We start from the raw sequence: 18587 nt of genomic DNA, 5'->3' as shown, positions 1-18587 counted from the left end.
TCAAGAGGCCGTTCACGCCTCCCACGCATCGCAGATCTTTGCACAATACCGACGGGCCCAGTCCAGCGCCGAGAGCGCCTCCTCCAGGGAGGCGGGGGCGGGAAGCGGACAGGCCCCCATCGTCTCCTCCACGGCCCGGGCTATGGCCGTAAACCCGATGCGCCCCTCCAGGAACCGATCGACGGCCACCTCGTCCGCCCCCACCAGCACGGCGGGAAGAGGTCCCCTTCGCTCCATCGCCTCCCGCGCAAGCCTCAGGGCGGGGAAACGTCCCTCGTCCGGGGGCTCGAAGGCGATCGTCCGAGGCGCCAGGACGGGCCGGCCGACGCGCTCGCAGGGGAAACGGCGCTCCGGCCAGAAAAGGCAGGAGGCGGCCGGCAGCCGCATATCCGGAGGGCCGGCGAGCATCTTGACGCTGCCGTCCTCGAACTCGGCGAGGGCGTGGACGAAGGAGCCCGGCGAGACCAGGGCCTCCACCTGATGCGGCTCGAGGCCGAAGAGGATCATCGCCTCGATGAGCTCGATACCCTTGTTCATCAGGGTGGCGCTGTCGATCGTGATCTTCGCCCCCATCGCCCAGACGGGATGCCGAAGGGCCATCTCGGGGGTCACGGCATCGAGCTTCGAGGCCGGCCAGTCCCGAAAGGGGCCCCCGGAGGCCGTGAGAAAGATTCGCCGCACGGGGGCCTCCTCCCCGTGAAGACATTGCCAGACGGCATTGTGCTCGCTGTCCAGGGGGCGCAATTGATCCCGGAAACGCACCAGGGGCATCACCCATGGCCCTGCGACCACGATGCTCTCCTTGTTCGCCAGGGAGACCTCCTTCCCTGCGCGGAGGGCGGCCTGCAGAGCGGGTATGGCCGCCGTCCCGGACGAAGCGAAGACCACGTGATCCACCCCGGGGTCCTCCGCCACGGCGACGAGTCCCCGGGTGCCGCAAAGCGCCGACCCCGAACCGGGCGGCGCGTCGTGGACACAGAGCATTGTAGCACCGAACTCCGCCGCCAACGCCGTCAGTTTTTCGGAGTCCGTGCGGGCGGCCAGGGCACGGACCTCGAACGCCCCGGGATGGGCGCGGCAGACGTCCAGCACGGCCGTCCCCACGCTGCCCGTGGCCCCGATGACCGCAACCCGCTTCCGGCCCTGCCCTCCCTCCGGCCCCGTCATGCCAGGACGACCCCGAACAGGAGGTAGGTCAGGAGCCCGTTGATCAGAATGCTGTCAAAACGGTCCAGGACGCCCCCATGCCCGGGAATGATCCGGCCGGAGTCCTTCTCGTCGAGCTCCCGCTTGACGAGGGACTCCGCGAGGTCCCCAAGCTGGCCGGCGAGGCCGCAGATCGGGGCGATCAGAAAGAGGGGGTAGGGCGGCTGCTCCAGGACGTAGATGACGACGGCGATCACCAGAAAGCTGCCCACGACCCCTCCGATGAACCCCTCCCAGGTCTTCTTGGGGCTGATGTACTCGCAGAGCCTGAACCGGCCCCACCGCGCCCCGATCAGGTAGGCCATGACGTCGCAGCCCCATGTACAGGCGAAAAGCGAGACCAGGATCAGGTTTCCCATCGGAAAACTGCGGAGCAGCAGAATGCAGGTCCAGGGGATGACGATGAAGAGCACCCCCGACAGGGTGCCGCCCACGTTGCCCACCGCGAAGCTCTGCTGCGTCGTCTGCCGCCGCATCATCTCGACCATGAAGATGGCGTAGGTGCTCAGCGACAGGATCAGGGCGATCGATACCGGGCGAACCCCCTCCGCCGACGAGAGGAGCACCGACAGCGCGCAGATGTAGCCGATTCCCCGCGAAAGTTTCATGCGCTTGCCGAGCAGGCGGTAATACTCGCTCAGGGAGACGAGCGCCAGCAGGGAGACGACGAGGATCCACGCCCACCCGCCGAGGTAGATGCCGCCGATGATCCCCAGGACGATGACGGCGCCGCTCAGGGTCCGCTGAACGAACTCCCGGCTAGGATTTGAGCCCGCCATAGCGCCTCTCCCGTCCGGCATAGTCCTCGAGCGCCGTCCTGAGGGCGGCCTCGTCGAAGTCGGGCCAGTGGATGTCCGTAAAATAGAACTCGCTGTAGGCGGCCTCCCACAGCCAGAAGTTGCTGAGGCGCAGCTCGCCGCTCGTACGCACGATCAGGTCGGGGTCGGGAACGTCCGGAAGGTAGAAGAACCTTCGCAGGTCGGCCTCCGTGACCGGCCCCCGGTGCCCGCTCTCCAGAAGGGCGTTGACGGCGTCCAGCACCTCGGCGCGGCCGCCGTAGTTCAGGCAGAGGATGAAGTCGATCGTCGTCTCCCCCGCGGTGCGCTCCTCGGCCCAGCGCATCATCTCCAGCAGATCCGCGGGGATGTTCTCGCGCCTGCCGGCAAAACGGATGCGCCCCCCCTCCGCCTTGATCGCGTCGACCTTGTGGCGGATATAGTAACGGAACAGGCTCATCAGTCCATCGACCTCCATCTTGGGCCTGTTCCAGTTCTCGGTCGAAAAGGCGTAGACCGAGAAATAGCGGATTCCCTGACGTTTGACGAGGCGGACCATCTCCTCGAGTTTTCTCAGGCCGGCACGATGCCCCATGAGCCGCGGCAGCCCGCGGCGCTTGGCCCACCTCCCGTTCCCATCCAGAATGATTGCCAGGTGATCGGGCACTGTTTTCATGATCGCTCGACGTTCTCCTTCCTTATTTCGTCCAGGCGCGCCTTCAGTTTTTGGACGTCCTGCCACGTGAGGTCCTTCGGACTGCCCTTCTGGCGGGAGTCGTTGCGCAGAAGATAGCTGGGGTGGAACATGGGCATCACCTCGATGCCCCGCCACTCGAACCAGCGCCCTCGGAGGGCCGTGATGCCCTCCGAGGTCTTGAGTATCCAGCGCATCGGCGTGTTGCCGAGGCAGACGAGAAGGCGGGGACGGAGCAGCAGGAGCTGCGCCTCCAGGAAATCCCCGCACCGCATCATCTCCTCCTGCGTGGGGACCCGGTTGTTCGGAGGGCGGCACTTGACCACGTTCGTGATGAATACCGACTCCCGATCGATACCGGCCGCGTTGAGGATCTGCGTGAGAAGCTGACCGGCCCTTCCGACGAAGGCCAATCCCTCCCTGTCCTCGTCCGCACCGGGCCCCTCTCCGACGAACGCGAGCGGCGTCCGCAGCGCCCCCTGTCCAAAGACCGTGCGGGTACGGGTCTCGCAGAGCCCGCAGCGCCCACACGACTCGACGCGGGAGCGCAACTCGTTCCAGGCCGCCTCCTCCCGTCCCGATGGGACGCGGAGCTCACCCTCCACACCGTCCATAGCCACACTCCTCCCCATCATGACCGGCCTCGTTCCGGCAGCCCCGGACAGGGCACCGGCCGCCCAGGACACGTTTCGCTCCCCATCGGAGCTACAGAGCCACCTCGTTGATCTTGACGTTGACCTTGCGGACCTCCATCCCCGTGAAGTAGCTCAACCCCACACTGATCTTCTTCTGCAGGAGGCGGGCGATGGCCAGCGCGCTCTTGTCCCCGAGCTTGACGTCCAGCACCATGTTGACGTCGAGGCTGTCGTCGTCGGGCTCCAGATCGATTTCATGCACCTTTTGAACGTGCTCCCCGATCACGACGAGGCGACGGCACATCTCCAGGATGGCCTCCTGGCCGATCGTCACGCGCCCGTCGAAACTGAAGGGAGGCTTGACGACGGTGCGGCCGTCCTCCTTGTCCTTGCTTTTGAAGAGGTCCTTGAGCTGGCTCACCAGCTTTCCGGCGAAGTTCCGCTGAATCTGGGCCCGGGCGACGGGGACGACGTGCTGCTTCTTCTCGCGCCGCTCGCGCAGCGCGTTTTCGATCTCCTCCTGCGTCGCCACGTCGGCGATGCCGATGACCTTGACCGGATCGTTCAGCCCCAGCTTCGCCACGATCTTCCGCATCATCCCCTCGGAGGTGGCCAGGATCATCACCTTGCAGGGCGCACGTCCCTCCAGGAAACCCGCCACCTCCATGCGGTGGGCGGGATACTCGAAGATCGCACGCCGTATGGCCCGGACCATGTTGACCTCCGATTTGGCGCTCTTTCCGGCCATGATCCGACCGCGGGAGACGACCAAGCCGTCGTCGACGATCAGGTCGATCCCGTACTGCCGCGCAACCTGCGAGGCCCTCTGGCTCTTTCCCGTCCCTGCTGGCCCCACGAACCCGTAGACCTCTATCGACGAGAGGTTGGGCCTCCGTGCCGCAGCGCCATCCGGCCGAGGCGAGCCCCCGTCCGGGGGTACCGTTCCCTCGTTCCCGGTCCTCTCGAGCTCCGTCTCGATTCCCGTCATCCCCCAACCCCCTCCTCGAGCGAAACGCGGGCGCCCAGGCCGCGAAGCTTGCGGTCGATCGCCTCGTACCCGCGCCACACGTGGACCATATCCTCGATGCGAGTCTCGCCGGACGCGGCCAGCCCGGCAAGGATCAGGGCGGCCCCCGCACGCAGGTCCGTCGCCCTGACGGTGGCCCCGTCCAGCGCCTTCACCCCGTTGACGATGGCCGTGTCCCCTTTGATGCGGATCTCCGCCCCCATCCGATTGAGCTCCTCGGCGTACAGGAATCGGGCCTGGAAGACGCTCTCCTCCACCATGCTGACGCCGCCGGCCAGCGCCAGCGCCGCAGTCATCTGGGGCTGCAGATCCGTGGGGAAACCCGGGTAGGGCATCGTCTTGAGGGAGACGGACTTCAGCCGGCCGACGGGAAACACGGCCACCTCCCTGCCCCTCACGACGAAGTTCGCTCCGGCCTCCTCCAGTTTGGCCAGCAGGGCGTCGATGTGGGCGGGGACGATGTCGCTCACGGTGATCTCCCCGCCGGTCATGACCCCGGCCAGAATGTAGGTGCAGGCCTCGATGCGGTCGGGGATGACCCGCTCGCATCCCTCCCGGACCTCCTCGATCCCCTTGATGCGGACGCAGCCCGTCCCCTCCATCTCGATGGGGACCCCCATGGCCCTCAGGACCGCCGCGAGGTTCTCGATCTCCGGCTCGCGGGCGGTGTTCTCGATGATCGTCTCCCCCCGGGCCAGGGCCGCGGCCATCATGAGATTCTCCGTAGCCCCCACCGACGGGAAGTCGAGGTAGATCCGCCGGCCCCGTAGCTGATCCGCGACCGCGTGCACCACGCCGTTTCGGATCTCGATCTTCGCCCCCATCTGCACCAGCCCCTTCAGGTGCAGGTCTATGGGCCTGCTGCCGATGGAGCACCCGCCCGGCAGGGGCAGGGCCGCACGGCCGCAGCGCGCCAGGAGGGGCCCGAGGACCAGCGAGGAGGCCCTCATCTTGCGCACCAGGTGCTCCGGCGCCTCCCAGACGACCTCATCGGGGACGTTCAGCCGGACGCGGTCCTCCTCCCGGGAGACCTTCACGCCAAGGGTTCCGAGCAGCTCGATCATCGTGCTCACGTCATAAAGGTCGGGGACGTTGTCGAGCGTCAGCGTCCCCCCCTTCAGGAGCAGGCAGGCCGCCATCACGGGCAGCGCCGCGTTCTTCGCCCCCTGAGTCCGGACGGTCCCCTTGAGGGGCGTCCCCCCCTCTATCCTCATGACATTCATCTAAAACCCCTCCCGCGGAGCCCCGTCCAGGTATTCCAAGACGACATCCCTGATCTTCGAGGACGCCCTGCCGTCCCCGAAGGGCATCCCCCGTTCCGAAAACACCGCCCGATAGGCCGGGTCCTCCAAAAGCCGCAGGGACTCCCGAAGGATGGCGTCGGGGCGGGTCCCCACAAGGACCCCCGTCCCCTCGAAAATGGCCTCCGGACGCTCCGAGACCTCCCTCAGGATCAGGACGGGCTTCCTGAGCGCGGAGGCCTCCTCCTGGATACCCCCGCTGTCGCTCACGATGAAAAGGCTCCTGTTCATCACCGAGACGAAGTCGGGATACGACAGGGGCTCCGTCAGGATCACCTGCGGGGAGGCCCCCAGCTCCCTGCGGATGACGTCGCGGACGGCCGGATTCTTGTGGAGCGGGACGAGCACCCGGACCTCGGGATGCTCCCTCAGGAGCGCCGCAACGCCCTCGCAGATGGAGACCAGCGGCGTCCCCCACGACTCCCTCCGGTGGGCCGTCATCAGCACGAGCGGGACGTCCTCGGGGACGTCCCGCAGGATCTCCGCCGGAGCGAGGTTCTCGAGCGTCCAGTACAGTGCGTCGATGACGGTGTTTCCGGTGACGAAAATACGGGCCTCCGATGCCCCCTCGCGCCTCAGGTTCTCCGCATCCCTGGGAGTGGGGGCGAAGTGAAGCGAGGCGAGGCGGTCCGTCAGCACCCGATTGGCCTCCTCCGGAAAGGGAAGGGCCATGTTGTGGCTGCGCAATCCGGCCTCCACGTGCCCCACGGGGACCCCGCGATAGAAGCCCGCCAGGGCCGCTCCGAGCGTCGTGGTCGTGTCCCCGTGCACCAGCAGCATGTCCTGCGGAGCCCGGTCCAGGAAGGCGCCGACCCCCAGCAGCACGGCCGACGTGACGTGATCGAGCGTCTGCCGCTCCCTCATGACGTTCAAATTGACGTCCGCATCGATGCAAAAATGCGCCAGCGCCTGCTGAAGCATGTCGGTATGCTGACCGCTGGCCAGGACGGTGACGGCAAAACGCCCATCCTCCCTCAGCAGGCGTATGAGCGGCGCCATCTTGATGGCCTCCGGCCGGGTCCCCACGACACAGGTTACTCTACGCATTAAGGCGCTCCCCGTTTCTTCTTCATTTCGTATCCTATCCGCCGCCCGTCAGGACAGCCGCCCATACACCGCGATCCCCCCCGCGAGGAAGGCCGACTGCATCAGCCACAGGCAGACGACGGCCCAGAACGGGGAGCCCGTAAGGCGCATCAGGCGATGGTGCAGGTGCCCCTTGTCGGGATAAAAGGGGGATTTGCCCCTCAGGATGCGGCGGACGAAGGCGACCATCGTGTCCAGCACCGGAACCCCGCCGAACAGCAGGAGCAGCAGGATCAGTTCGTGGGGCCCCACGGTCCGGAGCGTCGGGGCTGCGGCGGTCAGAAAATGGACGGCGAAAATATAGCCCAGCAGCGTGCTCCCGCCGTCCCCCAAAAAAGTCTGGGCCCACGGAAAATTCCAGCACAGCACCCCCAGGGCCATCGCCGCCAGGGTCACCCCGACGGGTACGGCCCCCAGAAAGGCCAGCCCCGAGGAGGAGGCGATGAAAAGCGAGAGGCAAAGGCCATTGACCCCATCGATCAGGTTGTAGGCGCTGGTCACCCCCGCCCCCCAGAGGATGCAGACGAGGGCGGTCGTGGGGGGCAGCCCCAGGGGCAGAACGGCCAGGGCCGAGCCCAGCAGATGGAGCCCCAGCCTGAGAAAGGGGCTGAGGGAGCGCATGTCGTCGACGTAACCGGCGAAGAAGACGATCGTCGCCCCAAGCGCGATCACCCGCACGGCCGGCGTCGTCCCCACCGCATAGAGCGACCACAGCAGGTATCCCGCCCAGAGTCCCAGCCCGGCGCCGCGCGGCACCTGATCCGTATGGATCTTTCTGGCGTCCGGCAGGTCCAGGATGCGGTAGCTCTGGGCCAGGCGAATGGAGAACGGCGTGATCAGGCCGCCCCAGAAAAAGCCTCCAAGCCCCAGCAGGAACAGTTCGACGTCGATCAAGAGCGCCGATCCCCCCTATTTCGTCCCGAAGAGCCGGTCCCCCGCATCCCCGAGCCCCGGGACGATATAGCCGTGGTCGTTCAGGTGGCTGTCCAGCGCCGCGATGAAGATGTCGACCTCGGGGTGCTCCTCGTGGACGCGTGCGATGCCCTCCGGAGCCGCGATGAGGCACACCAGGGAGATCTTCTGCCCCCCGCGGCCCTTGACGAGGGAGATGGCCGCGGCGGCCGATCCCCCGGTCGCCAGCATCGGGTCGAGGACGAAAATCTCGCGCTCCTCGATGTCCTGCGGAAGCTTGCAGTAGTATTCCACCGGCAGCAGCGTCTCGGGATCCCTGTAAAGGCCGATGTGTCCGACCTTGGCGTTCGGGACCAGCTGAAGGATTCCGTCCACCATGCCCAGCCCCGCCCTCAGGACGGGGAGGATGGCCAGCTTCTTGCCCTCCAGGGTCCGAGCCGTCGTCACCGCCAGAGGCGTCTCCACCCGCACCTCGGTCAGGGGAAGATTGCGGGTGATCTCGTAGACCATCAGCCCCGCGATCTCCTGAACCAGCTCGCGAAACTCCTTGACGCTGGTGTCCTTGTCCCGGATGATCCCGACCTTGTGCTGGACCAGGGGATGGTTGAACACGACCACGCGCCCCCCGGAGGAGAGCTCCGCGGAGAGGGTCGCCGTCTCCGCCGCCGCGATCTTGTTGATGCGCACGAGGTGGCGGTCCCCCTCGAAGGGGGTCGAGAGCCACGCCTCGAGAATGTCGGGGACCTGCCCGGTCCCGATGACCCGACCTCCGAGCGCGATCACGTTGAGGTCGTTGTGGGCCTTGGCCATGCGGGCACTCTCGACGTCGTTGCAGGCCGCGGCCCGCACGCCCCCAATCTTGTTGGCCGCTATCGCCATGCCGATGCCCGTCCCGCAGAGCAGCACCCCGCAGGCGGCGCGACCGTCCGAGACGGCCCGGCCCACCTCGAGAGCCACATCGGGATAGTCGACCCGATCCTCGGAATGGGTCCCGAAATCCAGGAGCTCGACTCCCGGACGCTGCCCGAGGTAGTCCGTCACGGCGGACTTCAGAACGAAACCGGCATGATCGCATCCAACGGCTATGTTCATCTCAAGCACCTCCATATCTTACAATGATAGCACTACCCGGACTTCGGGAGGAGCGCTATCCCCACATTTCATGCAAACGGCCGATGCAGCCGGGCCGGGCCGGTCAAAAAAATTCCCTCCCCGCCATTCGTTTTCGACAACGAGAGGGGGGGAGGGAAACGTGCGATCGGAAATCGGGAAGAACGGCGGCCGGACCGGGAAAGGGGGCCCTGCAGGGCGCCCTCTCTCCTCAGGAGAGGACGACCAGGACGTCTCCCGTATTGACGGAGTCCCCGCCCCGCACCCGGACCTCCGCGACCGTGCCGTCGGCCGGGGCGAAGATCTCGTTCTCCATCTTCATCGCCTCGAGGAGCAGGACGAGATCGCCGTTCTTGACGGCACCGCCGACCGAGACCTTGACGTCGAGGACCTTGCCCGGCATGGGCGCCGTGATGGTGGAGCTTCCGGCCGACACCGGCGCCGCCGGCTTCGGAGCTGCGGGCGCCGCAGGGGCGGGAGCGGGCACTGGGGCGGCAACGGGAGCCGATACCGCTGCGGGAGCCGGAGCAACGGGCGCACTCGCGGGAGCCGCGCCCAGATCCTCCACCTCGACGACGTACGCGGTACCATCCACGACAACTCTGTATTTATTCACGACAGAAACAACCCCTTTCCAAAGATGACGACGCGCTCTCAAAAAGGAGCACGGATTCATTCACGGTCCGGACCGTACCGGCTAGTGCTTCCAGGAACGGTTCAGGCGATTGCCGACCTGCTCGATCAGGGCGGCGGTCCTCCAGGTGCGCGTCCATCGGGACCCCGGCCCCCTCGTCTCCTCGGGGACGACGGAGAGAACCCTGCCCCGGCCGCCCGTCGCCGCGAGTATGGCCGCCGTGATGGCGGCGACGACCCTCGTGCTCTCGCACCCGCTCGGGGTCGCAGAGGCGACGGATACAGGGGCGGGTGCCTGGGACGGGGCGGGCGCCGGGACGGCGGAGGCCTTGCCGTTCGAGGCGGAGTTCTCGCCCGCGAAGATCTTGATGGCATAGATCACGGCCGTCAGGCCCAGCAGGACGATGAATACGATGGTGAAGGCCGTGATGCTGACGATGACGGAACCGGAGACCCCCTCGAAAGCTTCAGTGGCCGCAGCGGGAACCATGGCCGGCCTCCTCAGTGCGGGATGACGCCATGCTTTTTGCTCGGGCGTCCGACCCGCTTGCTCTCCATGCCGCACAGGGCGAGCCAAAGCTCCCGGCGCGTCTCCTCCGGCATGATGACGCGGTCCACCAGGCCCCGTTCGGCGGCCACGTAGGGAGTGGCAAAGGCCTTCCGGTACTCCTCGATCTTCTCGAGACGGGTGGCCGCAGGATCCGACGAGGCGTCGATGTCCTTCTTGAACACGATGTTCGCCGCGCCCTCGGCCCCCATGACCGCGATCTCCGCCTGGGGCCAGGCCAGGACCATGTCGGCTCCCAGGGACTTGCTGCTCATGGCCAGATAGGCGCCGCCGTAGGCCTTGCGGAGGATGACCGTAAGGAGGGGCACCGTGGCCTCGCTGTAGGCGTAGAGGAGCTTGGCCCCGTGGCGGATGATGCCGTTGTGCTCCTGGGTGACGCCCGGAAGGTACCCGGGGACGTCCACGAAGGTCACGATCGGCAGGTTGAAGGCGTCACAGTGGCGGATGAAGCGGCTGGCCTTGTCGGAGGCGTTGATGTCCAGGCAGCCGGCCATGACCTTGGCCTGATTGGCGATGATCCCGACGGCGCGCCCGCCGATGCGGCCGTAACCGGTCAGGATGTTCTGGGCCCAGCCCGGCTGGACCTCGGTGAACTCCCCGTCGTCCAGGACGCGGACGAGCACGTCCCGCACGTCGTACCCCTTGTTGGGGTTCGTGGGAACCGCCGCGCGCAGGCCGAGGTCGGCGCGCTCCACGCTGTCCGTCGTCTCCTTGCAGGGCGCGTCCTCCAGGTTGTTCAGGGGCAGGTAGGACAGGACCTTGCGAATCTGCGCAAAGCACTCCTGCTCCGAGGCCGCCATGAAATGCGCGTTGCCGCTCTTGGTGTTGTGGGCCGTGGCCCCGCCCAGCTCCTCGCTCGAGACCTCCTCGCCCGTGACGGCCTTGATGACGGCCGGGCCGGTGATGTGCATGATGCCCGTCTTGTCCACCATGAAGATGAAGTCCGTCAGGGCGGGGCTGTAGACCGCGCCACCCGCCGTGGGCCCCATGATGACGGAGAACTGCGGGATCACCCCGCTGGCGAGGGTGTTGCGATAGAAGATCTTGCCGTAGCCGTTCAGGGCGTCGACGGCCTCCTGGATGCGGGCGCCGCCGGAGTCGTTGAGGCCGATGACCGGGCAGCCCATCTCCATGGCCAGGTCCATGACCTTGCAGATCTTGTCGGCGTGCTTCTCGCCGAGCGACCCGCCCAGAACGGTAAAGTCCTGGCTGAAGACGAAGACCTTTCGGCCCTCGATGGTCCCCCATCCGGTGACCACCCCGTCCCCCAGCGGCTTGGACTTATCCAGGCCGAAGTTGACGCAGCGGTGCGTCACGTACTCGTCGATCTCCACAAAGGAGCCCGGATCCAGAAGCTGGTCGATCCTCTCCCGGGCCGTCCCCTTTCCCTTGGCCTTCTGCTTGGCGACGGCCTTCTCCCCGCCGCCGGCGAGGACGGATACGCGCTTTGCCTTGAGCTCCTCACAAAGCTCCTCGATAGTGCGGAATCCCATATCCGACACGTTCCTCCTTAAAATGTGCCCCCGAGGACACCGCGGGCACTCGATTTGCGGGTTGAGGCAACTTACCACATATTCTCTAAGAATAACACAATCTTCACGTTTTTACCTTAGGAGAAATGACGAACCCTCGCACAAGAAGATCGGACAACCGTTCCAGCCCTCGAATCACTCAGGGCTTCCCGGCGGGCCGCGTCTCCTCGGGGGCGGTCCCCGGAGGGGGGAGCTCCGCGGCCGGAGGCGAAATCCCCTCCTCGGGCGGAGGCGCGGGTTCCGCCTCCGGAGCGGTTTGCTGCGCCGTGGGGGGCGGCAGGACGAAATCGTCCCGGCCCGCGGCCACCAGAGGAAGGCTGAGCATCAGATCCCTCCGGAACCCGGGCCTGAGCACGAGGTCGACCGTCCGCTCGACGTCGCCGCCCATGGAGTCCAGGACCTCCACCCGGACCGAGAGCGTGGGCCCCACCGTCCGGACCACGTCCCGGTCGCGCTCCAGGAGCTCGATGGGCTCGCCCCCGTTCACGCTGACGTTGACCTGCTCCAGGGCCCTGAAGGTGGCCCCGCCCGCCTCGATCGTCCTGTTGTCGAGGAACACCTGATGCTCCCGCCCCATGTAGAAGAGCCCCACCCCGAGAGCGATCAGGGCCAGCAGCACGACGGTCCTCTGAAGGACGCGCATCACGCTCCCTCCTTTCCGGCCCCGGCGGGGCCGCGCAGGCTTCGGCGCGCCTCGGCCCTGTCCCGGTTCCGCTTCCAGGCGTGGAGCACCAGCGCGATGGCGATGATCCCGTAGGACACGAAGACGCGGAAGTACTCCCCGATCTGCGCCTGCCCCATGAGGTTCTTGCCCGCCATGGGGGCGACGATGAACATGAGGTGGAAGAGCACCACCCCCACGAAGACGTTCGCGATGCCGGCGCGGGAGACGCTGGCCCCGCCGATGAGGAGCGCCGCGATCGAGAACATCCCGGCCTGGTCGTGGCTGTTGTAGGTGTTCAGGGTCCCCATGTTCTGGAGGAAGATGATCTGCCCGTAGCAGGCCAGCACCGTGGAGATGACGATGGCGATGACCCGGGTGCGGTTGACCGGGATCCCCGCGGAGTCGGCGACCGCCATGTCCTGGCCGATGGCGCGCATGTCCTGGCCCAGCTTGGTCCTGCGGAACCAGACGACGAAGACGCAGAAGACCGCGATGACCAGGAAGGTCGCCACCGGCACCTTGACGGTCCCCGAGAAGAACGGCAGCGTGAAGGATAACGGGATCAGGTTGTCCAGAACGCCGCGGACCCCCAGGAGGCTCACGGCGTTTCGGATGCCGTATCCTCGGGAGAGCACGAGGGAGGGATTGCCGATCGGGATGATCCACCCCATGAAATAGAGGACGAAGAGCTGGTAGATGCCGTTGATGAAGAAGCCCAGGATGTAGGAGGTGACCATCTCCTGCCCCTTGGCCCGATTCAGGACATGGCCGCAGAGCAGACCCAGGAGCACGGCGATGGGCGTCCCGATCATCATGGCGAGCAAAACGCCGGGGATGCCGACGATCGCCCAGTCCGAGACGAGGATCAGGCCGATCTGCCCCGCCATGGCGCCGAGCACCATGCCGAAGTTCAGGCCCATCCCCGCCATGATGGGGATCAGCAGGGAGAGGATGAGGAAGGAGTTGCGCCCGATCCGGATCAGGAGCTCCTGGATCAGGTAGCTGGCCGAGAAGCCCGAGAGGGGAATGGCCACGGCCGATATCGCGATGAAGATGAGGGGCACCGCGTTGTTGAGGATCGGCTTCAGAAGGCTGCGCACCGGGCTGTTCATCGTTTCACCCGCACCTTTCTCGTCAGGGCGTAGAGGATCATCCCGTTGCTGACGATGATCCTGATGACCTCCGACATGTCCGTCTGCAGCACGCTGTTGATGACGGAGGGCGTCATGGTGAGGATCCCCTGGAAGAGGAAGGTCCCCACGACGACGTTGAGGATGGAGGCCTTGTTGACCGAGGCCCCGCCCAGCAGGATGGCCGCCACGGCCGGAAGCGCCATGTAGAAGGGCCCCATGTAGAGCTGGATGAAGCCGAAGCTCTGCTCGTACACCAGGATGCCGACGGCCCCCAGCATGGTGGAGAGGATGACCGAGATGGTCCTCATGCGGTCGACGTTCACCCCGGAGGCCCGGGCGAACTCGGGGTTGGAGCCTACCGCCGTCATCGCCGTCCCCGTCTTGCTCTTCATGAAGAGCCACACCAGAAAGCTCATCAGGCCGAAGAAGAGGAACATTCCCGTCGGGACGAAGAGGTGCCCGATCTTGAAGGAGAGGAAATTGCTCAGGACGTGAATCCAATAGTCGCCCACACTGATCGTGGTGCGCAGCCCCGAGCCCCCGTACCCCCAGATCATGGTGGGACTCCTGTACGGCAGCAGCAGCCAGGCGATGCACATGAAGGCCACGGACGAGAAGCCGACGTAGGTCGCGATCATCATCTCGTCGCCCTTGACCCGGTTCAGGAGCTGGCCGTAGAAGTAGCCCAGGATTGCGGCGATGGGCATGGAGATCAGGATGGCGGCGAAAAAGCCCAGGGGGCCGCGGATGTCGAGCTCGATGGACAGCGTGGCGCCCAGCAGCCCCGCGATGATGCCCAGGGGCAGACCGAAGTTCAGGCCGCAGCCCGACTGGACCATCGGGATCATGGCCAGGACCATGACGCCGTTCATCCCGAAGCGGACCAGCGTGTCGGACAGCGACGTGTCGATCCGCACCCCGACGAACGGGGCCGCGATGAAGAGCCCCAGCAGAAACAGGCCGATGATGATCCGCGGCCATCCGGCCCTGTCGATAAAGTTTCCGATCATTGACGTCCCCCTCCTCTATTTCGAGCCCATCATCAGGAGGCCGAACTCCTCGGCCGGGCTCTCGGCGGGGAGCACGCCCGCAATGCGGCCCTCGCCCACGATGGCAATACGGTCGCAGATGGCGCGCAGCTCCTCAAGCTCGGAGGAGGTGACGACGATCGTCGTCCCATGCTCCTCGTTGTAGCGTCTGAGGGTATCGAGCACCAGCTCCTTGGCTCCGATGTCGATGCCCCGCGTGGGCTCACACACCAGCAGGACCTCGGGCTGAAGCACAAAGGCCTTGGCCAGGCAGATCTTCTGCTGGTTCCCTCCCGACAGCTCCGCCGCCCGCTGGCCGGGCCCCGTGCACTTGATCTCCAGCGCGTCGATGTACCGCTCGGCCTCGCGGCTGATGGCACGGTCGTCCCGGAGCCGGATCCCCAGCCCCGGAATGCGCTTCAGGAAGCGGTTCTGCACCTGCATGGCGGTGAAGGTGATGTTCCAGTCGATGCGTTCGTCCAGGAGCAGTCCCACCCCGCGCCGGTCCTCCGATACGAAGGCCATGCGGCTGTCCAGGGCCTTTCGGGGTATGTTCAGGGGGATGGAGCGGCCGAAGAGCTCCACCGCTCCGCCCGAGGGGTAGAGCCCCATGATGCCGTTGGGGATTCCGAGCTTTCCGTGCCCCGCCAGGCCGCCGATGCCGAAGATCTCGCCCTTGCGGACCTCGAAGGAGACGTCGCGCACGGTCTCTCCGGGCATATCGACCCAAAGGTGCTCCACGGCCAGGGCCACGGAATCCGAACGGACGCGCTCGCGCCTCCGGCCCTTGTGCTCGTCCACCTGACGCCCCACCATCCAGGAGGCGATGTCCCGTACCGAGGCGGTCTTGGCGTCCGCCTCGCGGATCACCTCCCCGTCCCGAAGGACGACGATACGGTCGCACAGCTCCTTGACCTCGTGCAGGCGGTGCGAGATGAAGATGATCCCGATGCCGCTCCGGGCCAGCTTCTTGAGGGCGGCGATCAGGATCTGGGCCTCGGTCTCCGTCAGGACGGCCGTGGGCTCGTCCAGAAAGAGAAGCCGGGTCCGGCTGCGGTCGATCTCCCGGGCGATCTCGATGAACTGCTTGTAGCCCACGGGCATCTCCGCGACGATCGTGTCGACCCCGATGTCCACGCCGAGGGTGCGAATGGCCCTTCCGGCCCGCTCCCGCATCGCATCCCGGTCCAGGGTGGACATGCGCTCGCTGAAGACGTGCTCCAGGAGGGACTTGTTGAGCACCTCGCGGTTGAGCAGGATGTTCTCGGCCGCCGTGAAGCCCGGGATGAGGGAGAACTCCTGGTGCACCATCCCGATTCCGGCCTCGAGGGCCTGAAACGGGGACCCGAAACGGACGACGCGGCCGTCCATGGTGATCGTTCCCTCGTAGCCGCCCGTGGCGGCGATCACGGGCATCCCGAACAGGATGTTCATGAGCGTGGACTTTCCCGCGCCGTTTTCTCCCACCAGCCCCAGGATTTCGCCGGAATGCAGGGAGAAGCTGACGTTCGAGAGCACCCTGTTTCCGTAATATTCCTTACCTATATTTTCCAGTTTCAGCAGGGGCGTATCGGACAATACCATCACCTCTCGCGTTTCACGCAAAACAGCAAAAATAAAGGGGAAAGTGCCTTGGCGGGCACTCACCCCTTGAGACACAAAACCTTAAATTTCCCGACCGCCCGGGGCCCCGGCCTCCGAGACGTGCATCGAAAGTGGCCCGGACCTACTTGCCGATCTTGAAGTACTTCTCGGGCACCTCGGTCTCGGCCACATTCAGGTACCCCTTGCCGAACACGTAGGTGTCCTGCTGGACGAGGACGAATTTCTTGTTGCGCACGCCGGTCCCCGCGTCCGTGTAGTAGCTGGCGTTCCATTTGGCGCCCGGGGTGAACTCGTTGTAGCAGGCGATGAGGTCCTTCATGTTGCCCAGCTTGGCCTTGCCCTCGACGATGCGCTTGCCGAACTCGGCCAGCGCCGCGCTGTTGGTGTAGCCGTAGGAGTAGGCCCACGTCCCCATGCGCTCGCCGCCCCCGGCCTTCACCACGGACTCCTCGACCTTCTTCAGAATCGCCGGCCAGTCGCCCTTCTCCTTGGAGAGGTCGATCCCCAGCGCGCCGGGATAGCCCATCAGGGGCGAGGGAAGGTCCGCCTCGACGAAATAGCCGCCCTGCTCGGCGATGCGCTTCAGCAGGGGCTCCGTGTGCGCGTCGTTGGTGCAGAAGAACGCCGTGTCCTTGCCGTACTTCTCCAGCCACGCGGGCATCTTCTCGAGGATGAACTGCTGCGCTCCGGCGACCCCCACGTCGCTGGTCGGATCCGGAGCCGTCTCGAACACGAAGTTGATGCCCAGATCCTTGCACGCGGCCTCCATGATGGCACGGCGGCGGCCCAGCGTCTCGTAGCTCATGTGGCGCGGGAAGGAGATGTGCACGAAGGTCTTGGCCCCCATCTTCTGGGCCCCGAGGGGAATCGTGTAGCCGCGGCTGATGTTGTCCGCATTGATGGCGATGTCCGCGGCCGTCGTGATGACGCCCGGATCCTCGTGCGCCTCGCCGGCGAAGAGAAGGATGTCGGGACGCTTCTCCCGCACGCGGCGGAAGCCCTCGGTGGTCCCGGGGATGGCCTGGTTGACCACGATCACCTTCATCTTGGGATCGTCGGCCAGCCCCACCAGCTGGCTGATGGTCGTCTCCATCTCGGACATGAAGTTGTCGGGGTAGGTGATGTGCGTGACCATTCCGCCCTCGGCCGCATTTCCGTACTTCTGGATCATCAGCTCCGCCCCGCGCAGATCGTCCTCGCTCTGGGACACGGTGCCCGTCACGATCCCGATATGAAAGGCGGCCTCGTCCGCCGCCCCCGCGGCCCCCGCGGCCCCCGCGAACGCAAAGGCCGACAGCAGCGCCAACAGCACAAACTTCCTCACTTGCAACGCCTCCTCCTGCTTCGTGTATGAATTCGACGATCGTCCCTGCCGCTTTCCATAATTATCGTAATTATATCAAACCCGCCAAGGGGAGAAAACAAATCGGGCCCGTCCCGTGAAGGCGACAGGCCCGAGTCGAGCGGTTTCTCTCCCCGGCAGAGCTACTCGGGGGCCTTGTCCGGCGAGGCGGCGTCCCCCGAGGAAAGGGCCGCAGGGGCGCGCCCCTCGGAGACGTCGGCGGACGCGTTCGCAGCGAAGAGGGACGGATCGTGGATCACGACCTTCGCCCGGGCCAGCACCTCCTTCTCGAAGGCATCCAGGCTCTGGCGCTCCTTCTGCTGCCGCAGGAGCACGCGGATGTCCGCGCTGACCTCATCGTAGGGCGTGGTCCGCTCCGCGACCCTCTCGCTCTTGAGCCCCACGGCGAAGTCGTCGCTCGACAGCTCGAAGACCGGGCTGACCTGGCCGACGTCCAGGGACTTCATCAAGGACAGGGCCCCCGAATCGAAGGCGCTCTCGGGCAGGAAGATCGCCTCGGCGGTCACGCTGATCACGTCCTTGGAGGCCAGGGCATCGCCGGAGGTCGCCTGCTCCCAGCTCTCCCCTCCGACCAGCTGCCCCCGAAGGGACTCGGCCGCCCCCGCGTTCGAGAACTGGGCCAGATAGACCTTGAAGCCCTCGGGCTGCCGGTAGAGCAGCGGTTTCATCGTGTCGTAGAACTGCACCGCCTCGTCCTCGCTGACGACCACCTCGCCGATGGCGGAGCGCAGAAGCCGCTCGTTGGCCATCTGACGGGCTATGCCCTTCCTGTAGTCCTCGACCTTTATCCCCGAGCGCTCCAGGGATTGGAAGAAGGCCTCCCGCGTCGGGAACACCTGGTCGGCGTAATCCTTCATCGCCTGTTCGGCCTCGGCGTCCGAGACCTCTATCCCGCGATCCCGGACCTCCTGAGCCAGCTGGAGCTCGAACGCATACTGGTCCAGCAGGGACTTGTAGATGGCGGGCATGTCCAGGGACGCCATCCCGCGCTGTCCATAGCTTTCCAGGTAGCCCCTCAGCCTCTGCTCCAGCTCGGACCGCATCAGCGGCTTCCCGTTGATCTCGGCCACCTCGTAGTCGGCCATCGAACCGTCGGGCGCGCGCTGCGGCCCGCGCCGACCGCGCCCCTCGTACATGAGAAACGTCGAGAGCAGGAAGGCCACCACAATCAAGAGCATGATCCAACGCATCTGCGTCCTCAACCGCTGCATCATATCCACCATCGTCCTTCTTTCGGCAAAAAGTCAAAACACCCCGTTCCCCCGGGTGCCATGAGTTTTGATTTTATCATATCGGTTCCGAACCTGCCCGCTC

The 18587-nt window shown here is 65.9% G+C and carries 18 protein-coding genes; all 18 read right to left on the bottom strand.

Annotated features, from left to right (window positions below):
- Positions 1-12: 12 nt before the first annotated feature.
- The 18 genes from EII26_RS05980 to EII26_RS05895 all read right to left on the bottom strand — a co-directional run bounded on the left by EII26_RS05980 (position 13) and on the right by EII26_RS05895 (position 18496).
- The gene (locus tag EII26_RS05980) at positions 13-1167 is read right to left on the bottom strand and encodes a 1-deoxy-D-xylulose-5-phosphate reductoisomerase (protein WP_124888239.1); all 1155 of its coding nucleotides are present in this window, start codon (positions 1165-1167) and stop codon (positions 13-15) included.
- Complete coding sequence (locus EII26_RS05975; RefSeq protein ID WP_124888238.1) at positions 1164-1985, bottom strand: phosphatidate cytidylyltransferase; 822 nt, start codon at positions 1983-1985, stop codon at positions 1164-1166. Before EII26_RS05975 ends, EII26_RS05980 begins: the two co-directional genes overlap by 4 nt.
- A complete protein-coding gene (uppS, locus tag EII26_RS05970) occupies positions 1966-2658 on the bottom strand; it encodes a polyprenyl diphosphate synthase (protein ID WP_124888237.1) in 693 nt (230 codons plus the stop codon). Before uppS ends, EII26_RS05975 begins: the two co-directional genes overlap by 20 nt.
- Positions 2655-3290: a uracil-DNA glycosylase gene (locus tag EII26_RS05965; RefSeq protein WP_124888236.1), complete on the bottom strand. Its 636-nt coding sequence runs from the start codon at positions 3288-3290 to the stop codon at positions 2655-2657. Before EII26_RS05965 ends, uppS begins: the two co-directional genes overlap by 4 nt.
- Positions 3291-3381: 91 nt before the next feature.
- Positions 3382-4299 (bottom strand): hypothetical protein, encoded by a 918-nt coding sequence (locus EII26_RS05960; protein ID WP_233572629.1) that lies wholly within the window; start codon positions 4297-4299, stop codon positions 3382-3384.
- Entirely contained in the window at positions 4296-5561 is a 1266-nt protein-coding gene (gene murA / locus EII26_RS05955) for a UDP-N-acetylglucosamine 1-carboxyvinyltransferase (RefSeq protein ID WP_124888235.1), read from the bottom strand. Before murA ends, EII26_RS05960 begins: the two co-directional genes overlap by 4 nt.
- On the bottom strand, positions 5562-6686 hold the full coding sequence (gene wecB / locus EII26_RS05950; RefSeq protein WP_124888234.1) for a non-hydrolyzing UDP-N-acetylglucosamine 2-epimerase: 1125 nt from the start codon (positions 6684-6686) through the stop codon (positions 5562-5564).
- A 48-nt stretch (positions 6687-6734) separates the two neighbouring features.
- Positions 6735-7619, bottom strand: a complete 885-nt coding sequence (locus EII26_RS05945; protein ID WP_124888233.1) for a glycosyltransferase family 4 protein — start codon at positions 7617-7619, stop codon at positions 6735-6737.
- 15 nt (positions 7620-7634) lie between these two features.
- On the bottom strand, positions 7635-8729 hold the full coding sequence (upp, locus tag EII26_RS05940; RefSeq protein WP_124888232.1) for a uracil phosphoribosyltransferase: 1095 nt from the start codon (positions 8727-8729) through the stop codon (positions 7635-7637).
- Positions 8730-8958: 229 nt separating this feature from the next.
- A complete protein-coding gene (locus tag EII26_RS05935; protein ID WP_446718753.1) occupies positions 8959-9342 on the bottom strand; it encodes a biotin/lipoyl-containing protein in 384 nt (127 codons plus the stop codon).
- A gap of 102 nt (positions 9343-9444) precedes the next feature.
- Entirely contained in the window at positions 9445-9870 is a 426-nt protein-coding gene (locus EII26_RS05930) for an OadG family transporter subunit (RefSeq protein WP_124888230.1), read from the bottom strand.
- Between the two features lie 11 nt (positions 9871-9881).
- Positions 9882-11441, bottom strand: coding sequence for an acyl-CoA carboxylase subunit beta (locus tag EII26_RS05925; RefSeq protein WP_124888229.1), 1560 nt, complete (start codon positions 11439-11441; stop codon positions 9882-9884).
- Positions 11442-11619: 178 nt separating this feature from the next.
- Positions 11620-12123 (bottom strand): DUF6672 family protein, encoded by a 504-nt coding sequence (locus EII26_RS05920; protein ID WP_124888228.1) that lies wholly within the window; start codon positions 12121-12123, stop codon positions 11620-11622.
- Positions 12123-13256 (bottom strand): ABC transporter permease, encoded by a 1134-nt coding sequence (locus EII26_RS05915; RefSeq protein WP_124888227.1) that lies wholly within the window; start codon positions 13254-13256, stop codon positions 12123-12125. The genes EII26_RS05920 and EII26_RS05915 overlap by 1 nt, the downstream gene beginning before the upstream one ends.
- Positions 13253-14287 carry an ABC transporter permease subunit gene (locus tag EII26_RS05910; RefSeq protein WP_124888226.1) on the bottom strand — a complete coding sequence of 345 codons (1035 nt, stop codon included), beginning with the start codon at positions 14285-14287 and terminating at the stop codon, positions 13253-13255. The genes EII26_RS05915 and EII26_RS05910 overlap by 4 nt, the downstream gene beginning before the upstream one ends.
- Before the next feature lie 15 nt (positions 14288-14302).
- A complete protein-coding gene (locus EII26_RS05905; RefSeq protein ID WP_124888282.1) occupies positions 14303-15889 on the bottom strand; it encodes a sugar ABC transporter ATP-binding protein in 1587 nt (528 codons plus the stop codon).
- A 142-nt stretch (positions 15890-16031) separates the two neighbouring features.
- Positions 16032-17234: a DUF3798 domain-containing protein gene (locus EII26_RS05900; protein ID WP_124888225.1), complete on the bottom strand. Its 1203-nt coding sequence runs from the start codon at positions 17232-17234 to the stop codon at positions 16032-16034.
- Positions 17235-17395: 161 nt separating this feature from the next.
- A complete protein-coding gene (locus EII26_RS05895; RefSeq protein WP_124888224.1) occupies positions 17396-18496 on the bottom strand; it encodes a peptidylprolyl isomerase in 1101 nt (366 codons plus the stop codon).
- Between the last annotated feature and the right edge of the window lie 91 nt (positions 18497-18587).

It is taken from the genome of Fretibacterium sp. OH1220_COT-178, from assembly GCF_003860125.1.
In the GTDB taxonomy this organism is placed as follows: Bacteria; Synergistota; Synergistia; order Synergistales; family Aminobacteriaceae; genus CAJPSE01.
This window is presented reverse-complemented; position numbering and strand designations above follow the sequence as displayed.

Coding starts and splice junctions, on each gene's coding strand:
- EII26_RS05980 (WP_124888239.1), bottom strand. CDS start 1,167: ATGACGGGGCCGGAGGGAGGGCAGGGCCGGAAGCGGGTTGCGGTCATC.
- EII26_RS05975 (WP_124888238.1), bottom strand. CDS start 1,985: ATGGCGGGCTCAAATCCTAGCCGGGAGTTCGTTCAGCGGACCCTGAGC.
- uppS (WP_124888237.1), bottom strand. CDS start 2,658: ATGAAAACAGTGCCCGATCACCTGGCAATCATTCTGGATGGGAACGGG.
- EII26_RS05965 (WP_124888236.1), bottom strand. CDS start 3,290: ATGGACGGTGTGGAGGGTGAGCTCCGCGTCCCATCGGGACGGGAGGAG.
- EII26_RS05960 (WP_233572629.1), bottom strand. CDS start 4,299: ATGACGGGAATCGAGACGGAGCTCGAGAGGACCGGGAACGAGGGAACG.
- murA (WP_124888235.1), bottom strand. CDS start 5,561: ATGAATGTCATGAGGATAGAGGGGGGGACGCCCCTCAAGGGGACCGTC.
- wecB (WP_124888234.1), bottom strand. CDS start 6,686: ATGCGTAGAGTAACCTGTGTCGTGGGGACCCGGCCGGAGGCCATCAAG.
- upp (WP_124888232.1), bottom strand. CDS start 8,729: ATGAACATAGCCGTTGGATGCGATCATGCCGGTTTCGTTCTGAAGTCC.
- EII26_RS05930 (WP_124888230.1), bottom strand. CDS start 9,870: ATGGTTCCCGCTGCGGCCACTGAAGCTTTCGAGGGGGTCTCCGGTTCC.
- EII26_RS05925 (WP_124888229.1), bottom strand. CDS start 11,441: ATGGGATTCCGCACTATCGAGGAGCTTTGTGAGGAGCTCAAGGCAAAG.
- EII26_RS05920 (WP_124888228.1), bottom strand. CDS start 12,123: ATGCGCGTCCTTCAGAGGACCGTCGTGCTGCTGGCCCTGATCGCTCTC.
- EII26_RS05915 (WP_124888227.1), bottom strand. CDS start 13,256: ATGAACAGCCCGGTGCGCAGCCTTCTGAAGCCGATCCTCAACAACGCG.
- EII26_RS05910 (WP_124888226.1), bottom strand. CDS start 14,287: ATGATCGGAAACTTTATCGACAGGGCCGGATGGCCGCGGATCATCATC.
- EII26_RS05905 (WP_124888282.1), bottom strand. CDS start 15,889: ATGGTATTGTCCGATACGCCCCTGCTGAAACTGGAAAATATAGGTAAG.
- EII26_RS05895 (WP_124888224.1), bottom strand. CDS start 18,496: ATGGTGGATATGATGCAGCGGTTGAGGACGCAGATGCGTTGGATCATG.